Below are 19,911 nucleotides of genomic sequence, written 5' to 3'. Positions count from 1 at the left end.
CGAGGGCTGCCGGGGGTCGGCACGGTGCCGGGTCCTTTGGGGGATACGGCGGACAGTGCGTTCCGCGAATCTACTACTTGAAAAACAGGAAAGTCCATGCCAGTCTGGCAACCATGGACGCTGAAGAAGCACGACGCGAGCTTGAGCAGGCCCACCTGTCCTACCGGGCCTCGGTCGAACCCCGACTGCCGGCCTGGGCGCCCCCCACCTGCGGGCTGCTCGTGGGTGCCGCGGTGGCGCTGGGTGGTCTCAGCCCCTCGCCCGCCTGGCTGAAGGTGCTGACCATCGGTACCGGGATCCTCCTCGCCCTGGCCGCCGACCAGATCCTGACCCGCATCCGGGCCGGGCAGGGCGTCACCGGTCTGCGCGGCCCCGCCCGTCGCCGGCGCAGTCGCACCATCAACGCCTGTGCGGTGATCGTGATCTGCGCGCTGGCCGTCAGCCCGGACCTCCGGTGGATCTGGGCCGGGCTGGGCGTGGTCGTGTTCGGCTACACCTGGTTCACACTGCAGAAGCAGGTTCGCGCATGACGGCCGAACTGGACGACGCGTTCCGGACCGTCACCCGCATCCGGATCGCGGCGTTCCTCTCCGGATGTGACGAGGCGGAGTTCCGGGCCGTCCAGGAGTACTGCGACCTCTCGCCCTCGAACCTCTCCAAGAACGCCTCGGCACTGGAGGAGAAGGGTTACGTCGCGGTCCGCAAGGGGTACGCCGGAAAGACGCCCCGTACATGGCTTGCGCTGACCGACGCCGGCCGCGGTGCCCTGGTCAGGCACATGGCCGCGCTGCAGGAGATCGCCGACAGCGCCGCCCGCCACGCCTGAGAGGCGGGGCGGGCCGGCGATTGGTGCTGCCTCAACGGGGGCCGTCTCCGGGAGGGACGGCGCCCCGTTGAGATGAGGTCACAAGATCAGCACTTGATGTCGTACGTGGTGGCGGACGCCACGAACGAACCGATGATGACGGAGATCTCGATGGAGCCCGGGGCCTCGGCCAGCGCGTCCGCGGTGAACTCGTCGGCGTTGGTGTAGGCGGCGTAACCGGCGATGAGCTTCTCGTTCATGGGGTGATCCTTTTCTGGTGAGCCGTTCCGAAGGGTTCGGAACGGAACGGGGAAATTCCGCGGTGCGGTTCCCTCTGAGAGCCGCACCAGGAAGGTGCGCATCTCAATAGACGACGGGAAAGGGCGGGTTGCCTGCCCGGACATTCCGCCGGCAGGCCGAGGGACGAACCTCGGCGCGCGGGCCTGAACTGTCCGGGGGAGCGCACGGCGCGGTGAATTCCTTCATCCGCCGCCACCCTCCGCACGGGATGTGCCCGGTCATGAGCGTCGCACCTCTGGGCCGGGGTGCTTGATCAGCAGCCGTTGTCCCAGGTGGCCGCGACGCTGAAGCCCAGCGACGCGGCGGTGATGACCCAGCTGACCGACTCGGCGGAGCCCGGGGCGTCGCTGAGGGCGGTGGTGCCGTACTCGTTGGCGTCGGTGTAGGCGGCGTAACCGGCGATGAGCTTCTCGGTCATGGGAATCTCCTTCGGGTGGCGCCCCCGGAGGGGCGCTTTTCCTTCAACCTCACCGGGCGGTGCGGTTGTTGTGAGAGAAGTTCAGCATCGGCCGGGGGGTCGCGTCGATGAGCCTTCGATCCATTCCTTGCATCGGCACGACGGCTGACCAGCCGGTTCGCGTCGAAAAGGAAAGCGGACCGGAAAGTTGACCGGGGCTTTCGGGGCTCCGGCGGGCGGAAAGGCGCGTGGTTCGGCCGCGCCGGCGGGCCGCCCCGGCTGCCGGGAACCGGCGGCCGGGAGGCGGTGGTCTGCCGTGACACCTTGGCGGTGCTTCCCCGGCCGCCGCCTGACGGATGGTCACCACGCTGTGGGAAGTGCCTGGGAGCCTTCCTGGGAGCCTGCTGGGAACATGTGCAGCATGTGGCACCGCCGGCTGCAGGAGTATGCGAACCCCGGCTCTCGAACCGGGGGCCCGGCGTTGGCAGAGTTGTCCCTGCAAGGCGAGAACCACCAAGTACCAGCAATGCCAACGGGGAGAGAGCAATGCGCGAGATGTTCCGTTCGAAGCCGGTCGCCCGCAGGGTGGGCACCATCCGTCGTACCGTGGTCTGTTCGCTGCTCGGAGCGGCCTCCCTCACGCTCTGTACCGTCGGCACGGCCCAGGCCGTCGAGCCGGCGCCGGTCGTCAGCGCGCCGACCGCGAGCTCTCTCCCCGACCTGGCGCTCGACCAGGTGCTCCCCCTGGTCGTCGACCTGCTCGGGATGGACTTCCACGACTGGGGGTGAGCCGCCCCGGGGCTCCGCCGGCCGGGCCGGCGGCACGGCGGGGCCTTTGACGGACGACGGGGGAGGCGGCATCGCTCCGGCCGGCGACGACGGGGCGGGGCCGGTGCCCCTCGACCGGGGCGCCGGAGGGCGCGCGGCCGTCCCGGCAGGCCGCACCGCGGACCGGGCGTGATCACCGCCACTCCCCGGACGGCCGTGCAACCGCCGTCCGGGGCACGGCAGTCACGAGCATCGGCGACCCGGCAAGCGTGCCGGGTCGCCCACCGCCCACCCGCCTCGTCACAAGGACCCGTCAATGCCCACTCACCATCGCGTGCGGATCGTCGCCACGGCCGACGTCCCGTACGGCGCCGCGTCGGAGCTGGCCGCGGTCCGGCTGGTCGCGCTCCTGCCCGCACGGTGGACGTGCGCCGGGCTGGAGTGCACGCCGACGAGCGCCGTACTGGCCCTGGCCCTGCCCGGGGAGGCTTCGCCGGCCGAGGTGGCCCTCGCGGTGGACGCGGCCCTCGCCCAGTCCACCCTGCGCGGCTGGGCCCGGGTCCCCGCCTGATCCGGCTCCGCCGTGCGGTGGTCCGGGCGCGCGGGCGGGCCGACGCGCAGTGCCCGTGTCCGACGACCCTGAGCTCACCCCCGATGCCCGCGTGCCCGCGGGTCACCACGAAAGCGAACGACGACAACGACACGAGGGAGAATCACCGTGCCCCGGCCCCCAGCCATGCCCTCCGATCAGAAGGCCGCCATCGTCCTGTCCATCCTGGCGGGCGAGACCACCGCTGCCGAGGCCGCCAGGTCCGCGGGAGTCACCGGGCAGGCCATCAGCAACTGGAAGCGCCGCTTCATCGAGGCCGGTTGCGGCGGACTTGAGGCGACCTCGGACCCGCAGGCCAGTCGAGAGGCCGAACTCCGGGAGGAGATAGCCCGGTTGAAGGGCGCCCTGGGCGACTCCTACCTGCAGCTGCAGGCCATCCGCCAGTCGATGCGCCCGCGGGCGGGCGCCGGCGGGCCCGCCCGCGCCCCCCTCGGAGGGCGCGGCAGGGGCGAGGCGCACGCGCTCGGCCAGGCGCGTCTCAACGGCGTGGTGCCGGCGCAGCGTTCCGCCTCCGGGGCCTGACGGCCCGGTCCCGGCGCTCCGGTGTCCCTGATGCGGACGCCGGAGCGGTGGCGTTTCCGGCCTGCGTTTTCCGGCCTGCGTTTGCGGTTTGCGCGTCCGATGTGGCGCCCGAGGCGGGGTCCGGCGGGTCCTGGCCGACCGGGTTGCTCATCCGATCATCAAAGATATCTGCTCGGATTCCGCGCCATTCTGGCCGATATTTTCCCCCTTTATTATCCGACAAATTCTGACGCTTGTGAATCTTTTCCAAAATCCCCCGCTTCGGCTTCAGGGCACCGTTAGTATCGGAACGATTGCTTTCGGTGACCGTTCGGTGCCGGACCGCGAAGGGGGTAGCCGTGAGTGGGAAGCTGCGCGCCGTGCTGCGTCGTGTCGCCTACCCGACCCTGCTGGTCACCGTCGTGTCGATATCGGTCGCCGCCCTGCGCTGGCGCTGGGACCTCGGGCGGACCAGCCAGCTTTTCCTGCTCGGCACCATCGGCTGTCTGACGGCCCTGGAACGGTTGATCCCGTACGAACCTGAGTGGCAGCCGACCGTCGGCGAATGGGGCTGGTACGGCGTCTACTTCGTCCTGACGATGGTCGGCGGGGCGCTGGCGCAGCTGCCGGTGACGGCCGCCGTCGGGTGGTTGGCGCCGCCGCATCCGACGCTGCCGCTGTGGGCGGAGATCCCGGCGGCGCTGCTGCTGGGCTCGCTGGCCAACTACCTGGTGCACCGCTGGAGCCACTCCAACCGGTGGCTCTGGCGGCTGCACGGGGTGCACCACGTGCCCGGGAAGGTCAACGTCGCCAACAACGGCGTCAACCACGTCGTCGACGTGCTGGTCACCCAGGGAGCGGTCCAACTCTCCCTCGCGCTGGCGGGTTTCTCGGCGGAGTCGGTGTTCGTGGTCGGTCTCTTCGTGGTCGCCCAGGGCTATTTCGTGCACGCCAACGTCGACGTCCGGCTCGGCGTGCTCAACCACGTCTTCGCCGGCCCGGAGCAGCACCGGCTCCACCACAGCGCCGACCTGGCGGAGGCCGGCCACTTCGGCTCCGACCTCTCCGTCTGGGACCACGCCTTCGGCAGCTTCACCTGGCGGCCCGGCCGCCGGCCGGCCGTGGTGGGGCTGCGGCACCCGTCCGAGTTCCCGCGGACGGACGAGGTGATCACCAGTCATCTCCAGCCCTGGAGGCGGCCGGTGCGCCCGGTCCGGGTCGACGACTCCCCGGCCTGAGGGCCCGTCGGTCCTCCCCGTCGGTCCTCCCCGTCGGTCCTCCCCGCCGGGCCGGCCCGTGCGGGCTGCCCCGCCGAAGTCCATCCGTACGTGCTCTCCCCGCTCCCCCGTCCTGCCCTCCCCGGCCTGCCCGGCTCCGGCCCGCCCTCCCCGGCCTGCCCGGAGCCGGGCCACGGCCGCCGTCCCCGTGCCCGCGCGGCCCTCCCTCGCCCGTGCCGCGCGCGCGAACGCAGCAACACAAGGACTCGACCATGACGGATTCACGCCTCGCCGCAGCCCCCGGCCCTTCTGATTCCCCGGCCCCCTCCGACACCGCCCGTCCCGCCCGCCCCGTCCGGCCCGCATTCGCCCGGAGTACCCCGGCCGCCCCCGCCGCCGACGGCCCCGAGCGCATCGCGATCATCGGCATCGGCTGCCGGCTGCCGGGCGGGGCCAACGACCACCGGTCCTTCTGGCAGAACCTGGTCGACGGCAAGGACTGCATCACCCCGACCCCGCGCAGCCGGTACGACGTGGCCACCCTGGGCAGCCGGGACAGGGCCAGGCCGGGCCGGCTGGTCGGCGGCCGGGGCGGCTACATCGACGGCTTCGACGAGTTCGACCCGGCGTTCTTCGGGATCAGCGGCCGCGAGGCCGACCACATGGACCCGCAGCAGCGCAAGCTGCTGGAGGTGGCCTGGGAGGCGCTGGAGGACGGCGGGCAGAAGCCGGCCGAGCTGGCGGGCCGCGAGGTCGGCGTCTACGTCGGCGCGTTCACGCTGGACTACAAGATCGTGCAGTTCTCGGACCTCTCCTTCGAGACCCTGGCCGCGCACACCGCGACCGGCACGATGATGACGATGGTGTCGAACCGGATCTCGCACTGCTTCGACTTCCGCGGCCCCAGCGTCTCCCTCGACACCGCGTGCAGCTCCTCCCTGGTCGCCGTCCACCTGGCCGCCCAGAGCCTGCTGCGCGGCGAGACCGACCTCGCGCTGGCCGGCGGCACCCTGCTGCACATCGCGCCGCAGTACACCATCGCCGAGACCAAGGGCGGCTTCCTCTCCCCGGAGGGCCGCTCGCGCACCTTCGACGCCTCGGCCGACGGCTACGTCCGCGCCGAGGGCGTCGCCGTGGTGGCGCTCAAGCGGCTCTCCGACGCCCTGCGCGACGGTGACCCGGTCCATGCCGTCGTCATCGGGAGCGGGGTCAACCAGGACGGCCGGACCAACGGCATCACCGTGCCCAACCCGGACGCCCAGGTCGCCCTGATCGAGCGGGTCTGCGCGGAGGCCGGGATCGCACCCGGCAGCCTCCAGTACGTCGAGGCGCACGGCACCTCCACCCCGGTCGGCGACCCGATCGAGGCGAACGCCCTGGCCCGGGCGCTGGCGATCGGCCGCCGCCCCGGCGACGCCTGCTACGTCGGATCGGTCAAGACCAACATCGGGCACACCGAGTCCGCCTCCGGCCTGGCCGGGCTGATCAAGTCCGCGCTGGCGCTCAAGCACCGGCTGATCCCGCCGCACATCAACCTGGAGACGCTCAACCCGGCGATCGACCCGGCCGCGCTGCCGTACCGGATCCCGACCGAGCCGACCCCGTGGCCCGCGCACGAGGGCCCGGCCAGGGCGGGCGTGAACTCCTTCGGCTTCGGCGGCACCAACGCCCACGTGCTGCTGGAGGCCGCCCCCGAGCCCGAGCCGGAGCCCGTCCCGGCGGGGCGGCCGCCCGGGTACACCGTGCTGCCGCTCACCGCCCGGGACGCCGCCGCCCTGCCCGAGCTGGCGGCCGGCATCCGGGGCGAGCTGGCCGGTGTCCGCGGCGGCGTCCCGGCCCGGCCGGCCGACCTCGGCCACACCCTGGCCCACCGCCGCCAGCACCTCGACGCCCGGCTCTCCGTGGTGCACGACTCCCGCGAGTCGCTGGACGAGGCGCTCTGCGCCTACCTGCGCGGCGAGCCGCACCCCCGGGTGCTGACCGGCCGGCGTCGCGAGGCCCGGCACCGCCGGCTGGCCTGGGTCTTCACCGGCATGGGCCCGCAGTGGTGGGCGATGGGCCGGCAGCTGTTCGAGGCCGAGCCGGTCTACCGGGAGGCCGTCGAGGCCTGCGCCGGGCACCTCGCCGAGCTGACCGGCTGGTCCCTCGTCGAGGAGCTGGCCGCCGACGAGACGCACTCCCGGATGGCCGAGACCTGGCTCGCCCAGCCCGCCAACTTCGCCGTCCAGGTCGGCCTGGCGGCGCTCTGGCGCAGCCGCGGCGTCCGCCCGGACGCGGTCGTCGGCCACTCCACCGGCGAGGTCGCCGCCTTCTACGAGGCGGGCGTCTACGACCTGGCCGACGCGGTCAAGGTGGTGGTGCACCGGAGCCGCCTCCAGCAGAGGCTGGCGGGCACCGGCGGCATGCTGGCCGTCGCACTCCCCGAGGCCGAGGCGGTCCGCCTGCTCCGCCCGTACGGCGACGCGGTCTCGGTGGCCGCGGTCAACAGCCCCGCCTCGCTCACCCTCGCCGGGGACGCGACGGTGCTCGCGGAGCTGGCCGCGGCGCTCACCGCCGAGCAGGTCTTCGCCCGCCCGCTGACCGTCGAAGTGCCGTACCACAGCGCCCGGATGGAGCTGATCAAAGACGAGCTGCTGGAGTCGCTGGCCGACCTCAAGGCCCGCCCCGCACAGGTGCCGCTCTACCTGACCGGCCGGGAGGGCACCGCGCACGGCACCGAGCTGGACGCCGCCTACTGGTGGCGCAACGTGCGCGACAGCGTCCGCTTCCAGCAGGCGGTGGAGCGGCTCGACGACGACGGGTTCAGCCTCTTCCTGGAGATCGGGCCGCACCCGGTGCTGGGCCGCTCGATCCAGGAGACGGTGGCGGCCCGGCCCGCCGACGCCGACCGCCCCGAGGTCTGCACGCTGGCCTCGATCCGCCGCCAGGAGGACGAGCAGGCGGCCTTCGCCACCTCACTGGCCGCCCTGCACAACCTCGGGGTCGAGGTCGACTGGTCGGTGCTCCAGCCCGCCGGGCGGCCCGTCCCGCTGCCGCGCTACCCGTTCAGGCGGGACAGGCACTGGGTCGAGCCTCGGCCGGTCGAGCAGGTCCGGCAGGGCCGGCAGGACCACCCGCTGCTCGGCCGCCGCCTCGCCGGTGCCGAGCCGGCCTGGGAGGCCCGGCCGGACGCCGAGGCACTGCCCTACCTGGAGGACCACCGCATCCAGGGCCAGGTGCTCTTCCCCGCCGCCGGCTACCTGGAGATGGCCGTCCAGGCCGTCCGCGCGCTGACCGGCGGCACCGATGCCGCGCTGGCCGGCATCGAGCTGCGCAAGGCGCTGTTCCTGCCGGACGGCGAGAGCCGTGCCGTCCGGTTCACGCTCTCCGCCGAGAACGGCGCCTTCACCGTCACCACCACCGGCCCCGGCGAGGGGCAGGAGCGCACCGTCCACGCCGCCGGCACCGTCCGCCCCGGCCAGCGGCGCCGCCCCGGCCACCGGCTGGACGCCGGTGCCGTCCGCGACCGCGCCCTCCGGCACCTGGCCGGCCCCGACTGCTACGCCGCGCTGGCCGGGCTCGGCTACCACTACGGCCCGGCCTTCCAGGGCATCCACGAGGTCTGGATCGGCCCGGGCGAGGCGCTGGCGGCCGTCCGGCCGACGGCGGCGATCGCCGGGCAGGGCGCCGGCCACCAGGTGCACCCGGTGCTGATGGACGCCTTCTTCCAGACCCTGCTGACACCCCAGCTGCTGGTGGAGGCCCCGGCCGGCACCGGGATCAGGCTGCCGCTGGCCATCGACGAGGTCCGGCTGGACGCCGTGGGCGAGCGCCCGCTCTGGGTGCACGCCACCGTCACCCGCGACGACGGGGACGAGCTGGTCGGCGACCTCGCGGTCTACGACGAGGACGGCGTGCCGCTCGGCGGGATCACCGGCTTCCGGGCCGCCGACGTGGAGAGGGCCCCCACCGCCGTCGGCCTCGCCACCATCGACGGCTGGCTCGCCGAGCCCGTCTGGACGGCGCTGCCGGACGGCCCGGACGCCTCCGAGCCACTGGCCGGACACCCCGACCACTGGCTGCTGTTCGCCGACGCCCGGGGCGTCGCCGAAGAGCTGGCCGCCCGGATCGCGGCCCGCGGCGGCGACTGCACCCTCGTCCGCCCGGGCAGCGGCTACCGGCCCGCCGGTGACGGCCGGCCGGCCACCGTCGACCCAGGCTCCGGTGAGGACCTGCGCCGGCTGCTCTCCGACCGGCGGGCCGAGGGCGCCGCCGACCCGGCCGCCGTCGTCCACCTCTGGAACCTCGACCGGCCCGCGCTGGCCGGGGCGGACCACGCCGCCGTGGCCGGCCACACCGGCGCCGGCGCGTACAGCCTGGTCGCGCTGGCCGCCCTGCTGCCCGCCGAACTGCCCGGCGCCCGGCTGCACATCGTCACCCGCACCGCCCAGGCCACCACGCCCGGGGAGCCGGTCGAGCCGCTCGGCGCCCCCGCCTGGGGCATCGGCCGGGTGCTGCGCCACCAGGAGCTGCCCGGCCACCCCGGCAAGCTGGTCGACCTCGGCCCGGCCGGCGACCCCGCCGAGGAGGCGGCCGCCCTGCTGCGCGAGTTCGGGCTCGCCGACGAGGACGAGATCGCCCTGCGGGCCGGTCGACGGCTGACCAGCCGGCTGCGCCCCGCCGAGGGCCTGACCGGGCCGCTGCCGCCGAGCCTGCGCCCGGACGGCGCCTACCTGGTGACGGGCGCCTTCGGAGCGCTCGGCCGGCTGCTCTGCCGCACCCTCGTCCGCCGTGGCGCCCGCCGGCTGATCCTGGTCGGCCGCAGCCCGCTGCCGCCGCGCGAGCAGTGGCGCGGCCTCGACCCGGCGAGCCCGGCCGCGCGCAACACCGCCTTCCTGCGCGAACTGGAGGCGCTCGGCGCCCAGCCCGTCCCGGTGCCGCTGGACGTCACCGACGAGGCGGCGCTGGGCGCCTGGCTCGCCGGGTACCGGGCGCTGGAGTCGCCGCCGATCCGGGGCGTGTTCCACCTGGCCGGGCAGGTCCGCGACACCCTGGTGCCGGACCTGGGCCGCGAGGTGTTCGACGCCGTCCACGGACCCAAGGTGCTGGGCGCCTTCGCCCTGCACCGGCAGCTCGCCGACGAGCCGCTCGACCACTTCGTGCTGTTCGCCTCGATCGCCTCGCTGCTGACCACCGCCGGCCAGACCAACTACGCGGCGGGCAACGCCTTCCTGGACGCTCTGGCGCACCACCGCCGGGCCCTGGGCCTGCCCGCGCTCAGCCTCGACTGGGGCCCGTGGGCCACCGGGATGATCGAGGAGCTCGGCCTGATCGACCACTACCGCAACAGCCGCGGCATGAGCTCGCTCGCGCCCGAGGCCGGGATGGCCGTGCTGGAGCGGGTGCTCGGCCAGGACCGCGCGCAGCTGCTGGTCGCCACCGTGGTCGACTGGCCGGTCTTCCTCTCCTGGTACCCGGCCCCGCCGCCGCTGGTCGCCGAGCTGGCGGCCGCGGCCACGGCGAGCGCCCCGGCGCCGCAGGGCGGCAGCCTGCTGGAGGCGCTGCGGGCGGCCGGCGAGGAGGAGCGCCGGGCACTGCTCACCGAGCGGTTCACCGCACTGGCCGCCGCCGTGCTGCGGGTGCCCGCCGAACAGGTCGGACCCGCCACCGGTCTGAGCGGCCTCGGCCTGGACTCGCTGCTCGCGATGGAGCTGCGGGCCCGGCTCAACACCGAGCTCGGCACCGCCCCGCCGGTGGTGGCGCTGCTCTCGGACGCGCCGGTCGCCGAGCTCGTCGACCGGCTGCACACGGGCCTCGCCGAGCTGATCGAGGAGGACGGCACGGGCGCGGCCGGCGCCGGGGTCGTCCGGTACGAGGACGAGTCGAGCCACCCGCTGACGCAGAACCAGAAGGCGCTCTGGTTCCTCAAGCAGCTCAACCCGGACGGCTTCGCCTACAACATCGGCGGGGCGGTCGAGGTCCGGGTGGAGCTGGAGCCGGAGCTGATGGCCGCCGCCTTCCGGGCGATGGTCGAGCGCCACCCCAGCCTGCGGGCCAACTTCGTGCTCGACGGCGGCCGGGCCGTCCAGCGGGTCGCCGCCGTGGCCGAGCCGGACTTCGGGGTCTTCGACGTCGAGGGACTGGACTGGCCGGAGGTCCACGACCTGATCGTCCGCGAGTACCGCGAGCCGTACGACCTGGAGCGGGACCCGCTGGTGCGGTTCCGGCTGTTCCGGCGCGGCCCGGCCCGCTGGGTGATCATGAAGGCCGTCCACCACATCATCTCGGACGCGATCTCCACCTTCACCTTCATCGAGGAGCTGCTCGCCGTCTACGAGGGGCTGCGGCAGGGCCGGGCGCCCGGGCTGCCCCCGGTCGGCGCCCGCTACCTCGACTTCCTCAACCGGCAGAACGCGTTCCTGGCCGGCCGCGAGGCGCCGCGGATGCTCGACTACTGGCGCTCGCACCTGCCCGCCGAGGTGCCGGTCCTCAGCCTGCCCACCGACAGGCCGCGCCCGGCGGTGCAGACGCACAACGGCGCCTCCGAGTTCTTCGTCCTGGACGAGGAGCTGAGCGCCCGGGTGCACGCGCTAGCCCGCGAGCACAACGTCACCGTCTTCATGGTGCTGCTCAGCGCCTACTACCTCCTGCTGCACGCCTACTCGGGCCAGGACGACATCGTCGTCGGCAGCCCGGTGACCGGCCGCACCGACGAGGAGTTCGCCGGCGTCTACGGCTACTTCGTCAACCCGCTGCCGCTGCACGCCTCGCTGGCCGGCGCGCCGACGGTGGCCGAACTGCTCGCGCAGGTCCGCACCACCGTGCTGGGCGGCCTGGACAACCAGGAGTACCCCTTCGTGCTGCTGGTGGAGAAGCTCGGGCTCCAGCACGACCCGAGCCGTTCCGCGGTCTTCCAGGCGATGTTCATCCTGCTCCACCACAAGGTGGCCACCGAGAAGTACGGGTACCGCCTGGAGTACATCGAACTCCCGGAGGAGGAAGGGCAGTTCGACCTCACGCTGTCCGCCTACGAGGACGAGGCGGAGCGCCGCTTCCACTGCGTCCTCAAGTACAACACCGACCTCTTCCTGCCGGAGACCGCGGCCCGCCTCGCCCGGCACTACGTCAACCTGCTGGACGGCCTGACGGCGGCCGCCGCCGACCACCCGGCCACCGGGCTGGAGCTGCTCGGCCGGGAGGAGCGCGCCCTGGTGCTCCGGCGGTGGAGCGGGGCCGAACGGCGGGTCGCGCACGAGGAGCCGGTGCACGAGCTGATCCTGCGGGCCGCCGCCGAGGACCCGTCCGCACCCGCGGTCGCCGCCCCGGCCGAGGCCGGGCCGACCGCGCGGATGGACTACGGCGAGCTGGCCGGGCGCTCCCGGCGGGCGGCCGCCCGGCTGCGGGCGCTCGGGGCGGGGCCGGGCTCGGTGGTGGGCCTCTGCCTGGAGAAGTCGCCGGAGCTGATCACCGCCCTGCTGGCCGTGCTCCGCACCGGCGCGGCCTACCTGCCGCTCGACCCGGGCCACCCCGCCGACCGGCTGGCCTACATGGTGGAGCACGCCGGAGCCGGGCTGCTGATCGGCGACCCGGAGCGGCTCGCCGGGCTGCCCGCGCGGGTCGTCGCACCCTCCGAACTCGACCGCCCGTCCGCGGAGTCCGCGGCGTCCGCGGCGTTCGCGGCGTTCGAGGACGCGCCGGCCGACCTCGACGCCCCCGCGTACGTCATCTACACCTCCGGCTCCACCGGCCGTCCCAAGGCGGTGCGGGTCTCCCACCGCAACCTCGCCTCGGCCTACCAGGCCTGGCGCGACGAGTACCGGCTGGAGACCGACGCCCGGGTCCACCTCCAGATGGCCGGCACCTCCTTCGACGTCTTCACCGGGGACGTGGTCCGTGCGCTCTGCTCGGGCGCCACCCTGGTGCTGGTCGGCCGGGAGCTGCTGTTCGACACCGCCCGCCTGTACGAGGTGATGCGCACCGAGCGGGTGGACGCCGCGGAGTTCGTCCCGGCGGTGGTCCGCACGGTCGTCGGCCACTGCGAGCGGACCGGCCTGCGGCTGGACTTCATGCGGCTGCTGGTCGTCGGCTCGGACGTCTGGAAGGTCGAGGAGTACCAGCGGCTGCAGGCGCTCTGCGGCCCGCGGACCAGGCTGGTCAACTCCTACGGCCTGACCGAGGCCACCATCGACAGCGCCTACTTCGAGGGCCCGGTCGACGGGCTGGAGCCCGGCCGGATGGTCCCGATCGGGCGGCCGTTCCCGAACAGCGCCTTCTACCTGCTGGACGAGCAGGGCCGGCCCGTCCCGCCCGGCGTGCCGGGGGAGCTGTGCATCGGCGGCTCCGGGGTGGCCCTCGGCTACGTCGGCGACGAGGAACAGACCGCCCGGCGCTTCGTCACCCTGCCGGTCGGCGGGGAGGACGGCACCGAGCCGGTCCGGCTCTACCGCACCGGGGACCTCGCCCGCTGGGACACCGGGGGCGGGGTGCACCTGCTCGGCCGGGCGGACTCCCAGATCAAGGTGCGCGGCCACCGGATCGAGCTCGGCGAGATCGAGACCCGGCTCGCCGAATGGCCCGGGGTGGACCGGGCGGTGGTCACCGTCCGGCCGGACGGGAGCGGCGACAGCGTGCTCTGCGCCTACTGCGTGCCGGCCCCCGGCGGGACGCTGGACCGCCGCGAGCTGCGCCGCCACCTGGCCGGCCACCTGCCGACCTTCATGATCCCCGCCCACTTCACCGAGCTGCCCGCACTGCCGCTCACCCCCAACGGCAAGGTGGACGTCGCCGCGCTCCCCGCCCCCCGGGCGGACGCCGCCGAGCAGGCCGCCGAACCGCCGGTCACCCTCTACGAGGTCCGGATGGCCGAGCACTGGCGGGCACTGCTGGGGATCGGGGAGCCCGGCCTCCAGCACGACTTCTTCGAGTGCGGCGGCAGCTCGATCAAGCTGATCGAGCTGATCCACGGGCTGCAGGGCGAGTTCAACATCAGCATCCCGGTGAGCCAGCTGTTCCGGGTGACCACCCTGCACGGGATGGCGAAGACGGTGGAGCACATCATCACCGGCCGGATCGAGGGCGCCCAGCCGTACCTCTGGTTCAACCGGGAGCAGCAGCAGACCCTCTTCTGCTTCCCGCCGGCCGGCGGCCACGGCCTGGTCTACCGGCAGTTCGCGGCACACCTGCCGGAGTACCGGATGGTCGCCTTCAACTACGTCGCGGGCGACGACAAGATCGGCCGCTACGCCGACCTGATCGAGACCGTCCAGCCGGACGGGCCCTGCGCCCTGCTCGGCTACTCGCTCGGCGGCAACCTCGCCTTCGAGGTGGCCAAGGAGCTGGAGCGGCGCGGCCGGGCGGTGCCCAACGTCGTGATCATGGACTCGCACCGGATCCCGGAGTCCTTCACCCTCGGCGACGAGCACGTCCGGGCCTTCGAGCACGAGCTCGCCGAGCACCTCCAGCGGCACACCGGCTCGGACGTCGTCGCGCAGGAGACCCGCGAACAGGCCCGGGACTACCTGCGGTTCTGCAGCCGGACGCCCAACCTCGGGGTGATCACCGCGCCGGTCAGCGTGATCTCCGACGATGCCAAGGTGGCCCTCCACGCGGCCGGGCAGTACGGCGCCTGGCACGGCAGCTCGGCCACCGGGACGGCGGTGTTCCGGGGCTTCGGCAGCCACGCCGAGATGCTCGACCACGGGTACGTCGAGCGCAACGCCGGGCTGGCCAGGGACATCCTCGCCGGGGGTGGCGTCCATGCGTCCTGAAACCACGGACCCCCGGGCCGCGCAGGCCCCGGCCGGCCGGCCCGAGGCCGCCGGCACCCGGCTGCCGCCCCCCGGCAGCCCCCCACGAGAGGCGGACCTCCCCATGCTCCGGCAGCACCGGCCGCTGGCCTACCCCTTCGAGTCGCCCGGTCTCGAACTCCACCCCCGGTACGCCGAGTTGCGCGACCAGCCGCTGGCCAGGATCCGGCTGCCCTACGGCGACGGCGCCTGGCTGGCCACCCGCTACGAGGACGTCCGCACGGTGCTCGCCGACCCGCGCTTCAGCCTCGCCGAGGCGATGGGCCGGGACCAGCCCCGGATGCGGCCGGTCGCCCGCACCGGCGCCGGCCTCTTCTCCACCGAGCCGCCCGAGCACACCCGGCTGCGCTCGCTGGTGGCGCGGGAGTTCAGCGCCCGCCGGGTCGAGCGGCTGCGCGCCCGGGCCGGGGAGCTGGCCGGGGAGCTGGTCGACGCCATGGTGGCGGCCGGCCCGCCGGCCGACCTGGTCGAGGACTTCGCCATCCCGATGCCGACCACCATCATCTGCGAGGTGCTCGGCATCCCCGCCGAGGACCACCGGATGCTCTGGCACTGGGCCGAGACGGTGCTCTCCGCCGTCACCCCCGGCGAGGTGCTCGCCCTGGAGGGCCGGGCGTTCATCGAGTACATGGCCGGGGTGCTGGACCTGCGCGGCCGCGAGCCCGGCGAGGACCTGCTGACGGTGCTCGTCCGGGCCTGCCGCGAGCAGGGCCTGATCACGGAGGAGGAACTGCTCTCGATCGCCTGCGACCTGCTGATCGCCGGCTTCGTCTCCACCACCAACCAGATCGGCAACTTCTTCCACCAACTCCTGGTCAACCCCGAGGAGTTGCGCCGCCTCCGGGAGAAGCCCGAGCTGATCCCGAAAGCCGTCGAGGAGCTGATGCGGTACGTCCCGCTGCTCACCGGCTTCAGCCTGCCCCGGTACGCCACGGCCGACGTCGAGCTGGGCGGGGTCGTCGTCCGGGCCGGTGACGCGGTGATGATCGCCACCGCCGCGGCCAACCGCGACCCGGACGTCTTCGAGGAGCCGGAGCGCCTCGTGCTGGACCGGCCGGGCAACCCGCACATCGGCTTCGGCCACGGCGTGCACTACTGCATCGGCGCCCACCTGGCCCGGCTGGAGCTCCAGGTGGCCATCGGGACGGTGCTGGCTCGGTTGCCCGGTCTGCGGCTGGCCGTCCCCGAGGACGAGCTGCACTGGAAGGCGGACGCCATGGTCAACGGCCTGCAGGCGCTCCCGGTGGCGTGGTGACGGACCGTCAGGAAATGCCAAGGACGACGAGGAAGGCCAGGGAATTGGCACGGCAAACACCGAAGGGGCGCCGGGAGTCGATGATCATCGTCGGCGGCGGCCTCGGCGGCCTCTCCACCGGCTGCTACGCCCGGATGAACGGGTACCGCACCCAGATCTTCGAGATGCACGAGATCCCCGGGGGCTCCTGCACCGCCTGGGACCGCAGCGACTTCACCTTCGACTGGTGCATCAGCTGGCTGCTCGGCAACGGCCCGGGCAACGAGATGTACCAGATCTGGCTGGAGCTCGGAGCCCTCCAGGGCAAGGAGATGCGGCACTTCGACGCGTTCAACATCGTCCGCGGCCGGGACGGCCGGGCGGTCTACTTCTACTCCGACCCCGACCGGCTGGAGGCCCACCTGCTGGGCATCTCCCCGGCCGACGCGGCCCCGATCCGGGAGTTCTGCAACGGCGTCCGGACCTTCCGCAAGGCGCTGGCCGTCTACCCGTTCCTCAAGCCGGTCGGGCTGATGGGCCGGGTCGAACGCTGGCGGATGCTGGCCTCGTTCCTCCCGTACTTCAACACCATCCGCAAGTCGATCACCGTGCTGATGACCGACTACGCGCAGCGGTTCCGGGAGCCGCTGCTGCGCGAGGCGTTCAACTTCATCCTCTACGAGAAGCACCCGGCCTTCCCGGTGCTGCCGTTCTACTTCCAGCTCGCCTCGCACGCCAACCAGGCGGCCGGGGTGCCCGAAGGGGGCTCGCTGGCCCTGGCCCGGTCGATCGAGGAGCGCTACCGCAAGCTCGGCGGTGAGATCACCTACAACGCCAAGGCCGAGGAGATCCTGGTCGAGAACGACCGGGCGGTGGGCGTGCGGCTCAGCGACGGCCGGGAGTACCGCGCCGACATCGTGGTCTCCGCCGCCGACGGCCACACCACGGTGATGAAGCTGCTCAAGGGCCGCTACCTGAACGACACCTACCGCAGGCTGTACACCTCGCTGATCGACGAGCCGGGCCAGCTGTCGCCCGGGTACGTCTCCCTCTTCCTGGGCCTGCGCCGGCCCTTCCCGGAGGGGGACCCGTGCACCACCTACCTGCTGGGCGAGCGGGAGACGGAAGGACTGACCGGCATCCGCTGCCCCAGCATGAACGTGCAGTTCCGCACCCGGCACTACCCCGAGCTCGCGCCCCGGGATTCCACCGTGGTGTTCGCCACCTACTTCTCCGACATCGGCCCCTGGCGGGAGCTGCGCGAGGGCCCCGAGCAGTCCTCCCGGGTGCGGCGCGGCGAGGAGCTGCACACCCTGCCGGTCAAGCACGGCCGGGAGTACACCGCGGCCAAGCGGAAGGTCCGGGGCACCGTCGTCTCCTTCCTGGACGAGCGCTTCCCCGGCTTCAAGGACGCGGTGGCCGTGGCGGACGTCTCCACCCCGCTCACCCAGGTCCGCTACACCGGCGTCTACGACGGCACCTTCCCGGGCTGGAACCCGTTCGTGGAGGGCAGCGAGACCGTCGAGCAGGAGATCAAGAAGAACGGCCCGGTGCTGCCCGGGCTGGCGAACTTCTACCTCTCGGGGGTCTGGGCCACCATCGGCGGCCTGATCCGGGCGGCCGCCGCCGGCCGGCACGTGATGCAGTTCATCTGCCGGGACGACGGCGTGGAGTTCCACGCGGAGATCGACCCGGGTGCGCCGCCGCCCACCCATCTGATCCTCCCGGTCGGCCGGCCGCCGCAGCAGGCCGGCCCGGTCGGGGAGATCCCGTCCACCAGCACCGCACCGACAGGGGCCCTGGCATGAAGATCGAGAAATGGGTGGTCCGCGAGCACCTCGACGGGGTGCCGGACGTCAACCGGGTCTACCGGAAGGTGGTCGAGGACGTCACGGTCAGCCTGCGCCCGGACGAGATGCTCTTCCGGACCAGGTACGTCTCGGTCGACCCGTACCAGAACGGCCTCGCGCTGGAGACGCCGATCGGCCACCACATGGGCGGCGACTCGGTCATGGAGGTCCTGGAGGCCGGGCCCGAGGCGGCCTTCCGGGTCGGCGACCTCGTCCAGGGCTTCGGCGGCTGGCGCAGCCACGTCGTCCACAACGGCGCCGAGGAGGTGTGGAAGACCGGCACCTTCCCGATGGTCTTCCCGGCCTACCGGCGGCTAGACCCGGCCTGGTACGACGAGAAGCTGCCGCTCTCCACGGCGCTCGGCATCATGGGCGCCCCGGGGATGACGGCCTGGGGCACGCTGACCAGGTTCATGACCGTCCGCCCCGGCGACACCGTGGTGATCAGCGGCGCCTCCGGCTCGGTCGGCACCCTGGTGGGCCAGCTGGCCAGGCGTGCGGGCGCCGGCCGGGTGGTCGGCACCACCGCCTCGCCCGGCAAGGCCGAGTACCTCAGGGAGCTCGGCTTCGACGAGGTGGTGCTGTACGACCAGGCGGACGACGCCGGGAAGGTCCGCGAGGCGCTGCTGCTCGCCGCCCCCGACGGCGTCGACCGCTACTTCGACAACCTGGGCGGGACGGTCACCGACGCGGTGTTCACCATGCTCAACGTGAACAGCCAGGTCGCCGTCTGCTGGCAGTGGGCGACGACGGTGAACGGCGAGCTGACCGGGCCCCGGCTGCTGCCGTACATCATGTTCCCGCGCACCACGATCCGCGGGATCTTCGCCCAGGAGTGGTTCAACGAGCCGGAGCTGGCCGAGATGCACCGCGACCTCGGCGCACTGGTCCGCAGCGGCGGGATCCGCTACCACCAGACCGTGCACAAGGGCTTCGACGCGATCCCGCAGGCCTACCGCAGCCTCTACGTGGACCGGGAGGCGAACCGGGGCAAGGTGCTGGTCGAGGTCTGAACCCGGAAACGACGGGTGGGAGGGGCCCGCAGGCCCCTCCCACCCTCACGCACCTTCACGCACCCGGGCCGAACGCCCCGGAGGGCTACTCGTCGTCGAGGTCCAGGCCGCCGGCGTCGCTGCCGTCCGGGGTGCCGCTGATCGCGTACCCCTGGCGGCGGGCCTCGTAGCAGGCCACCGTCGCGGCGGCCGAGACGTTCAGCGAGCCGACCCGGCCGAGCTGCGGGACGAAGACCACCTGGTCGCAGAGGGCCAGCGCGTCGGGGGTGATCCCGCGGTCCTCGTGGCCCAGCACGAAGGCGACCGCCGGGGTCAGCTCGGCGGCGAACATCGGCACCGCCTCGTCGGCCAGCTCCAGTCCGACCACCTTGTAGCCGTCCGCCTTCGCGGAGGCCACCGCCTCGGCGACGGTGGGGAAGTGCTCCACCTTCAGGTACTTGTCGGTGCCCATCGCGGCCTTCTGCGCGCCGGACGAGCGCACCGACGGGGTGTCGCCGGTCAGGTACAGCTTCTCGGCGCCCATCGCGGCGGCGGTCCGGACCACCGAGCCGACGTTGAACGGCGACTGGAGGTTCTCCAGGATCAGCGCGAGCCGGAACTCGTTGCTGCGCCGCCACTGGCGGTGCAGCCGCTTCAGTTCGGTCCCGCGGAGCTGCTTCAAGACGTCTTACCTCGTCCACTCTCGGGGCCCGCACCCTCGGGGCGGGGCCGCGCTTCCAGAATCCGGAACCCGTTGACCGACGTGACCCGGCCGGTCGGGTAGCCCTGCTCGTTCAGCCACTTCTGCAGCGAGTCCGAGCCCAGGTTCTTCTGCACCACCAGGAAGGCCGAGCCGTCCGGGGTGAGCCGGCCGAGCCACTGGTGCAGCAGCCGGCGCAGCGCGGCCTTGCCGATCCGGATCGGCGGGTTGGAGTAGATCGCCGCGAACCGCAGGTCCTCGGGGACGTCCTCCGGCAGGGCCGCCTGCACGTTGCCCAGCCCGAGCGACTCCGCGTTCAGCCGGACCAGCTCCAGCGCGCGGGTGTTCACGTCGACGCCCCAGACCGGGAGCCGCTTGCGCCGGCTCGCCCAGGTCAGGGTGATCGGGCCGTAGCCGCAGCCGACGTCCAGGATCGGGCCGCGGACCCGCGGCGGCGGGGCGTGCTCCAGCAGGACGCGGGTGCCCGGGTCCAGCCGGCTGCGGGAGAAGACCCCGGCGTCGGTGGTCAGTTCCAGGGTGAGGTCCGGCAGGGTCACCGTGATCGGACGGCGCTCGCTGGCGACCTCGGGTGCACCGGTGAAGTAGTGCGAGCCGGACATGATTTCCCCGTCGTTCGTAAGGGCTTCGGGGCCACCGGGTGGGTGTGGGTAAGCCCTGCTGGTACGGCACTGATGGTACCCCTGGCGGCCCGGGCCCCGGATCCCGCGCCGTCGGGGGCCGGCCGGGCCCAG

The 19,911-nt window shown here is 73.3% G+C and carries 14 protein-coding genes; 10 read left to right on the top strand and 4 right to left on the bottom strand.

What is annotated here, in order from left to right; all coding sequences use genetic code 11:
• The first annotated feature begins 113 nt into the window (after positions 1–113).
• Positions 114–530: a hypothetical protein gene (locus tag J5Y04_RS22000; protein WP_209413786.1), complete on the top strand. Its 417-nt coding sequence runs from the start codon at positions 114–116 to the stop codon at positions 528–530.
• Positions 527–826, top strand: coding sequence for a transcriptional regulator (locus J5Y04_RS21995; RefSeq protein ID WP_209413785.1), 300 nt, complete (start codon positions 527–529; stop codon positions 824–826). The genes J5Y04_RS22000 and J5Y04_RS21995 overlap by 4 nt, the downstream gene beginning before the upstream one ends.
• Positions 827–912: 86 nt before the next feature.
• Here the strand turns inward: J5Y04_RS21995 and J5Y04_RS21990 are convergent, their stop codons facing one another.
• The gene (locus J5Y04_RS21990; RefSeq protein WP_209413784.1) at positions 913–1,065 is read right to left on the bottom strand and encodes an LxmA leader domain family RiPP; all 153 of its coding nucleotides are present in this window, start codon (positions 1,063–1,065) and stop codon (positions 913–915) included.
• A gap of 293 nt (positions 1,066–1,358) precedes the next feature.
• Entirely contained in the window at positions 1,359–1,523 is a 165-nt protein-coding gene (locus J5Y04_RS21985) for an LxmA leader domain family RiPP (RefSeq protein WP_209413783.1), read from the bottom strand.
• Positions 1,524–2,048: 525 nt separating this feature from the next.
• Between J5Y04_RS21985 and J5Y04_RS21980 the strand changes: the two genes are divergently transcribed.
• The 8 genes from J5Y04_RS21980 to J5Y04_RS21945 all read left to right on the top strand — a co-directional run bounded on the left by J5Y04_RS21980 (position 2,049) and on the right by J5Y04_RS21945 (position 18,480).
• On the top strand, positions 2,049–2,291 hold the full coding sequence (locus J5Y04_RS21980) for a hypothetical protein (RefSeq protein ID WP_209413782.1): 243 nt from the start codon (positions 2,049–2,051) through the stop codon (positions 2,289–2,291).
• A gap of 295 nt (positions 2,292–2,586) precedes the next feature.
• Positions 2,587–2,841: a hypothetical protein gene (locus tag J5Y04_RS21975; RefSeq protein ID WP_209413781.1), complete on the top strand. Its 255-nt coding sequence runs from the start codon at positions 2,587–2,589 to the stop codon at positions 2,839–2,841.
• A gap of 165 nt (positions 2,842–3,006) precedes the next feature.
• On the top strand, positions 3,007–3,402 hold the full coding sequence (locus J5Y04_RS21970) for a transposase (protein WP_245205170.1): 396 nt from the start codon (positions 3,007–3,009) through the stop codon (positions 3,400–3,402).
• Positions 3,403–3,740: 338 nt separating this feature from the next.
• The gene (locus tag J5Y04_RS21965) at positions 3,741–4,619 is read left to right on the top strand and encodes a sterol desaturase family protein (protein ID WP_307853235.1); all 879 of its coding nucleotides are present in this window, start codon (positions 3,741–3,743) and stop codon (positions 4,617–4,619) included.
• Between the two features lie 251 nt (positions 4,620–4,870).
• Complete coding sequence (locus J5Y04_RS21960) at positions 4,871–14,344, top strand: non-ribosomal peptide synthetase/type I polyketide synthase (protein WP_209413780.1); 9,474 nt, start codon at positions 4,871–4,873, stop codon at positions 14,342–14,344.
• A gap of 103 nt (positions 14,345–14,447) precedes the next feature.
• Positions 14,448–15,638, top strand: a complete 1,191-nt coding sequence (locus J5Y04_RS21955; RefSeq protein ID WP_209413779.1) for a cytochrome P450 — start codon at positions 14,448–14,450, stop codon at positions 15,636–15,638.
• Positions 15,639–15,718: 80 nt separating this feature from the next.
• Positions 15,719–17,425 carry an NAD(P)/FAD-dependent oxidoreductase gene (locus J5Y04_RS21950; protein ID WP_209413820.1) on the top strand — a complete coding sequence of 569 codons (1,707 nt, stop codon included), beginning with the start codon at positions 15,719–15,721 and terminating at the stop codon, positions 17,423–17,425.
• Positions 17,422–18,480 (top strand): NADP-dependent oxidoreductase, encoded by a 1,059-nt coding sequence (locus J5Y04_RS21945; RefSeq protein WP_209413778.1) that lies wholly within the window; start codon positions 17,422–17,424, stop codon positions 18,478–18,480. Before J5Y04_RS21950 ends, J5Y04_RS21945 begins: the two co-directional genes overlap by 4 nt.
• Before the next feature lie 85 nt (positions 18,481–18,565).
• On the opposite strand, the gene J5Y04_RS21940 is transcribed toward J5Y04_RS21945, so the two are convergent.
• Entirely contained in the window at positions 18,566–19,141 is a 576-nt protein-coding gene (locus tag J5Y04_RS21940; protein ID WP_148644107.1) for a TrmH family RNA methyltransferase, read from the bottom strand.
• Entirely contained in the window at positions 19,138–19,779 is a 642-nt protein-coding gene (locus J5Y04_RS21935; protein ID WP_209413777.1) for a class I SAM-dependent methyltransferase, read from the bottom strand. Before J5Y04_RS21935 ends, J5Y04_RS21940 begins: the two co-directional genes overlap by 4 nt.
• Between the last annotated feature and the right edge of the window lie 132 nt (positions 19,780–19,911).

This window comes from Kitasatospora sp. RG8 (assembly GCF_017813315.1).
Lineage (GTDB): Bacteria > Actinomycetota > Actinomycetes > Streptomycetales > Streptomycetaceae > Kitasatospora.
This window is presented reverse-complemented; position numbering and strand designations above follow the sequence as displayed.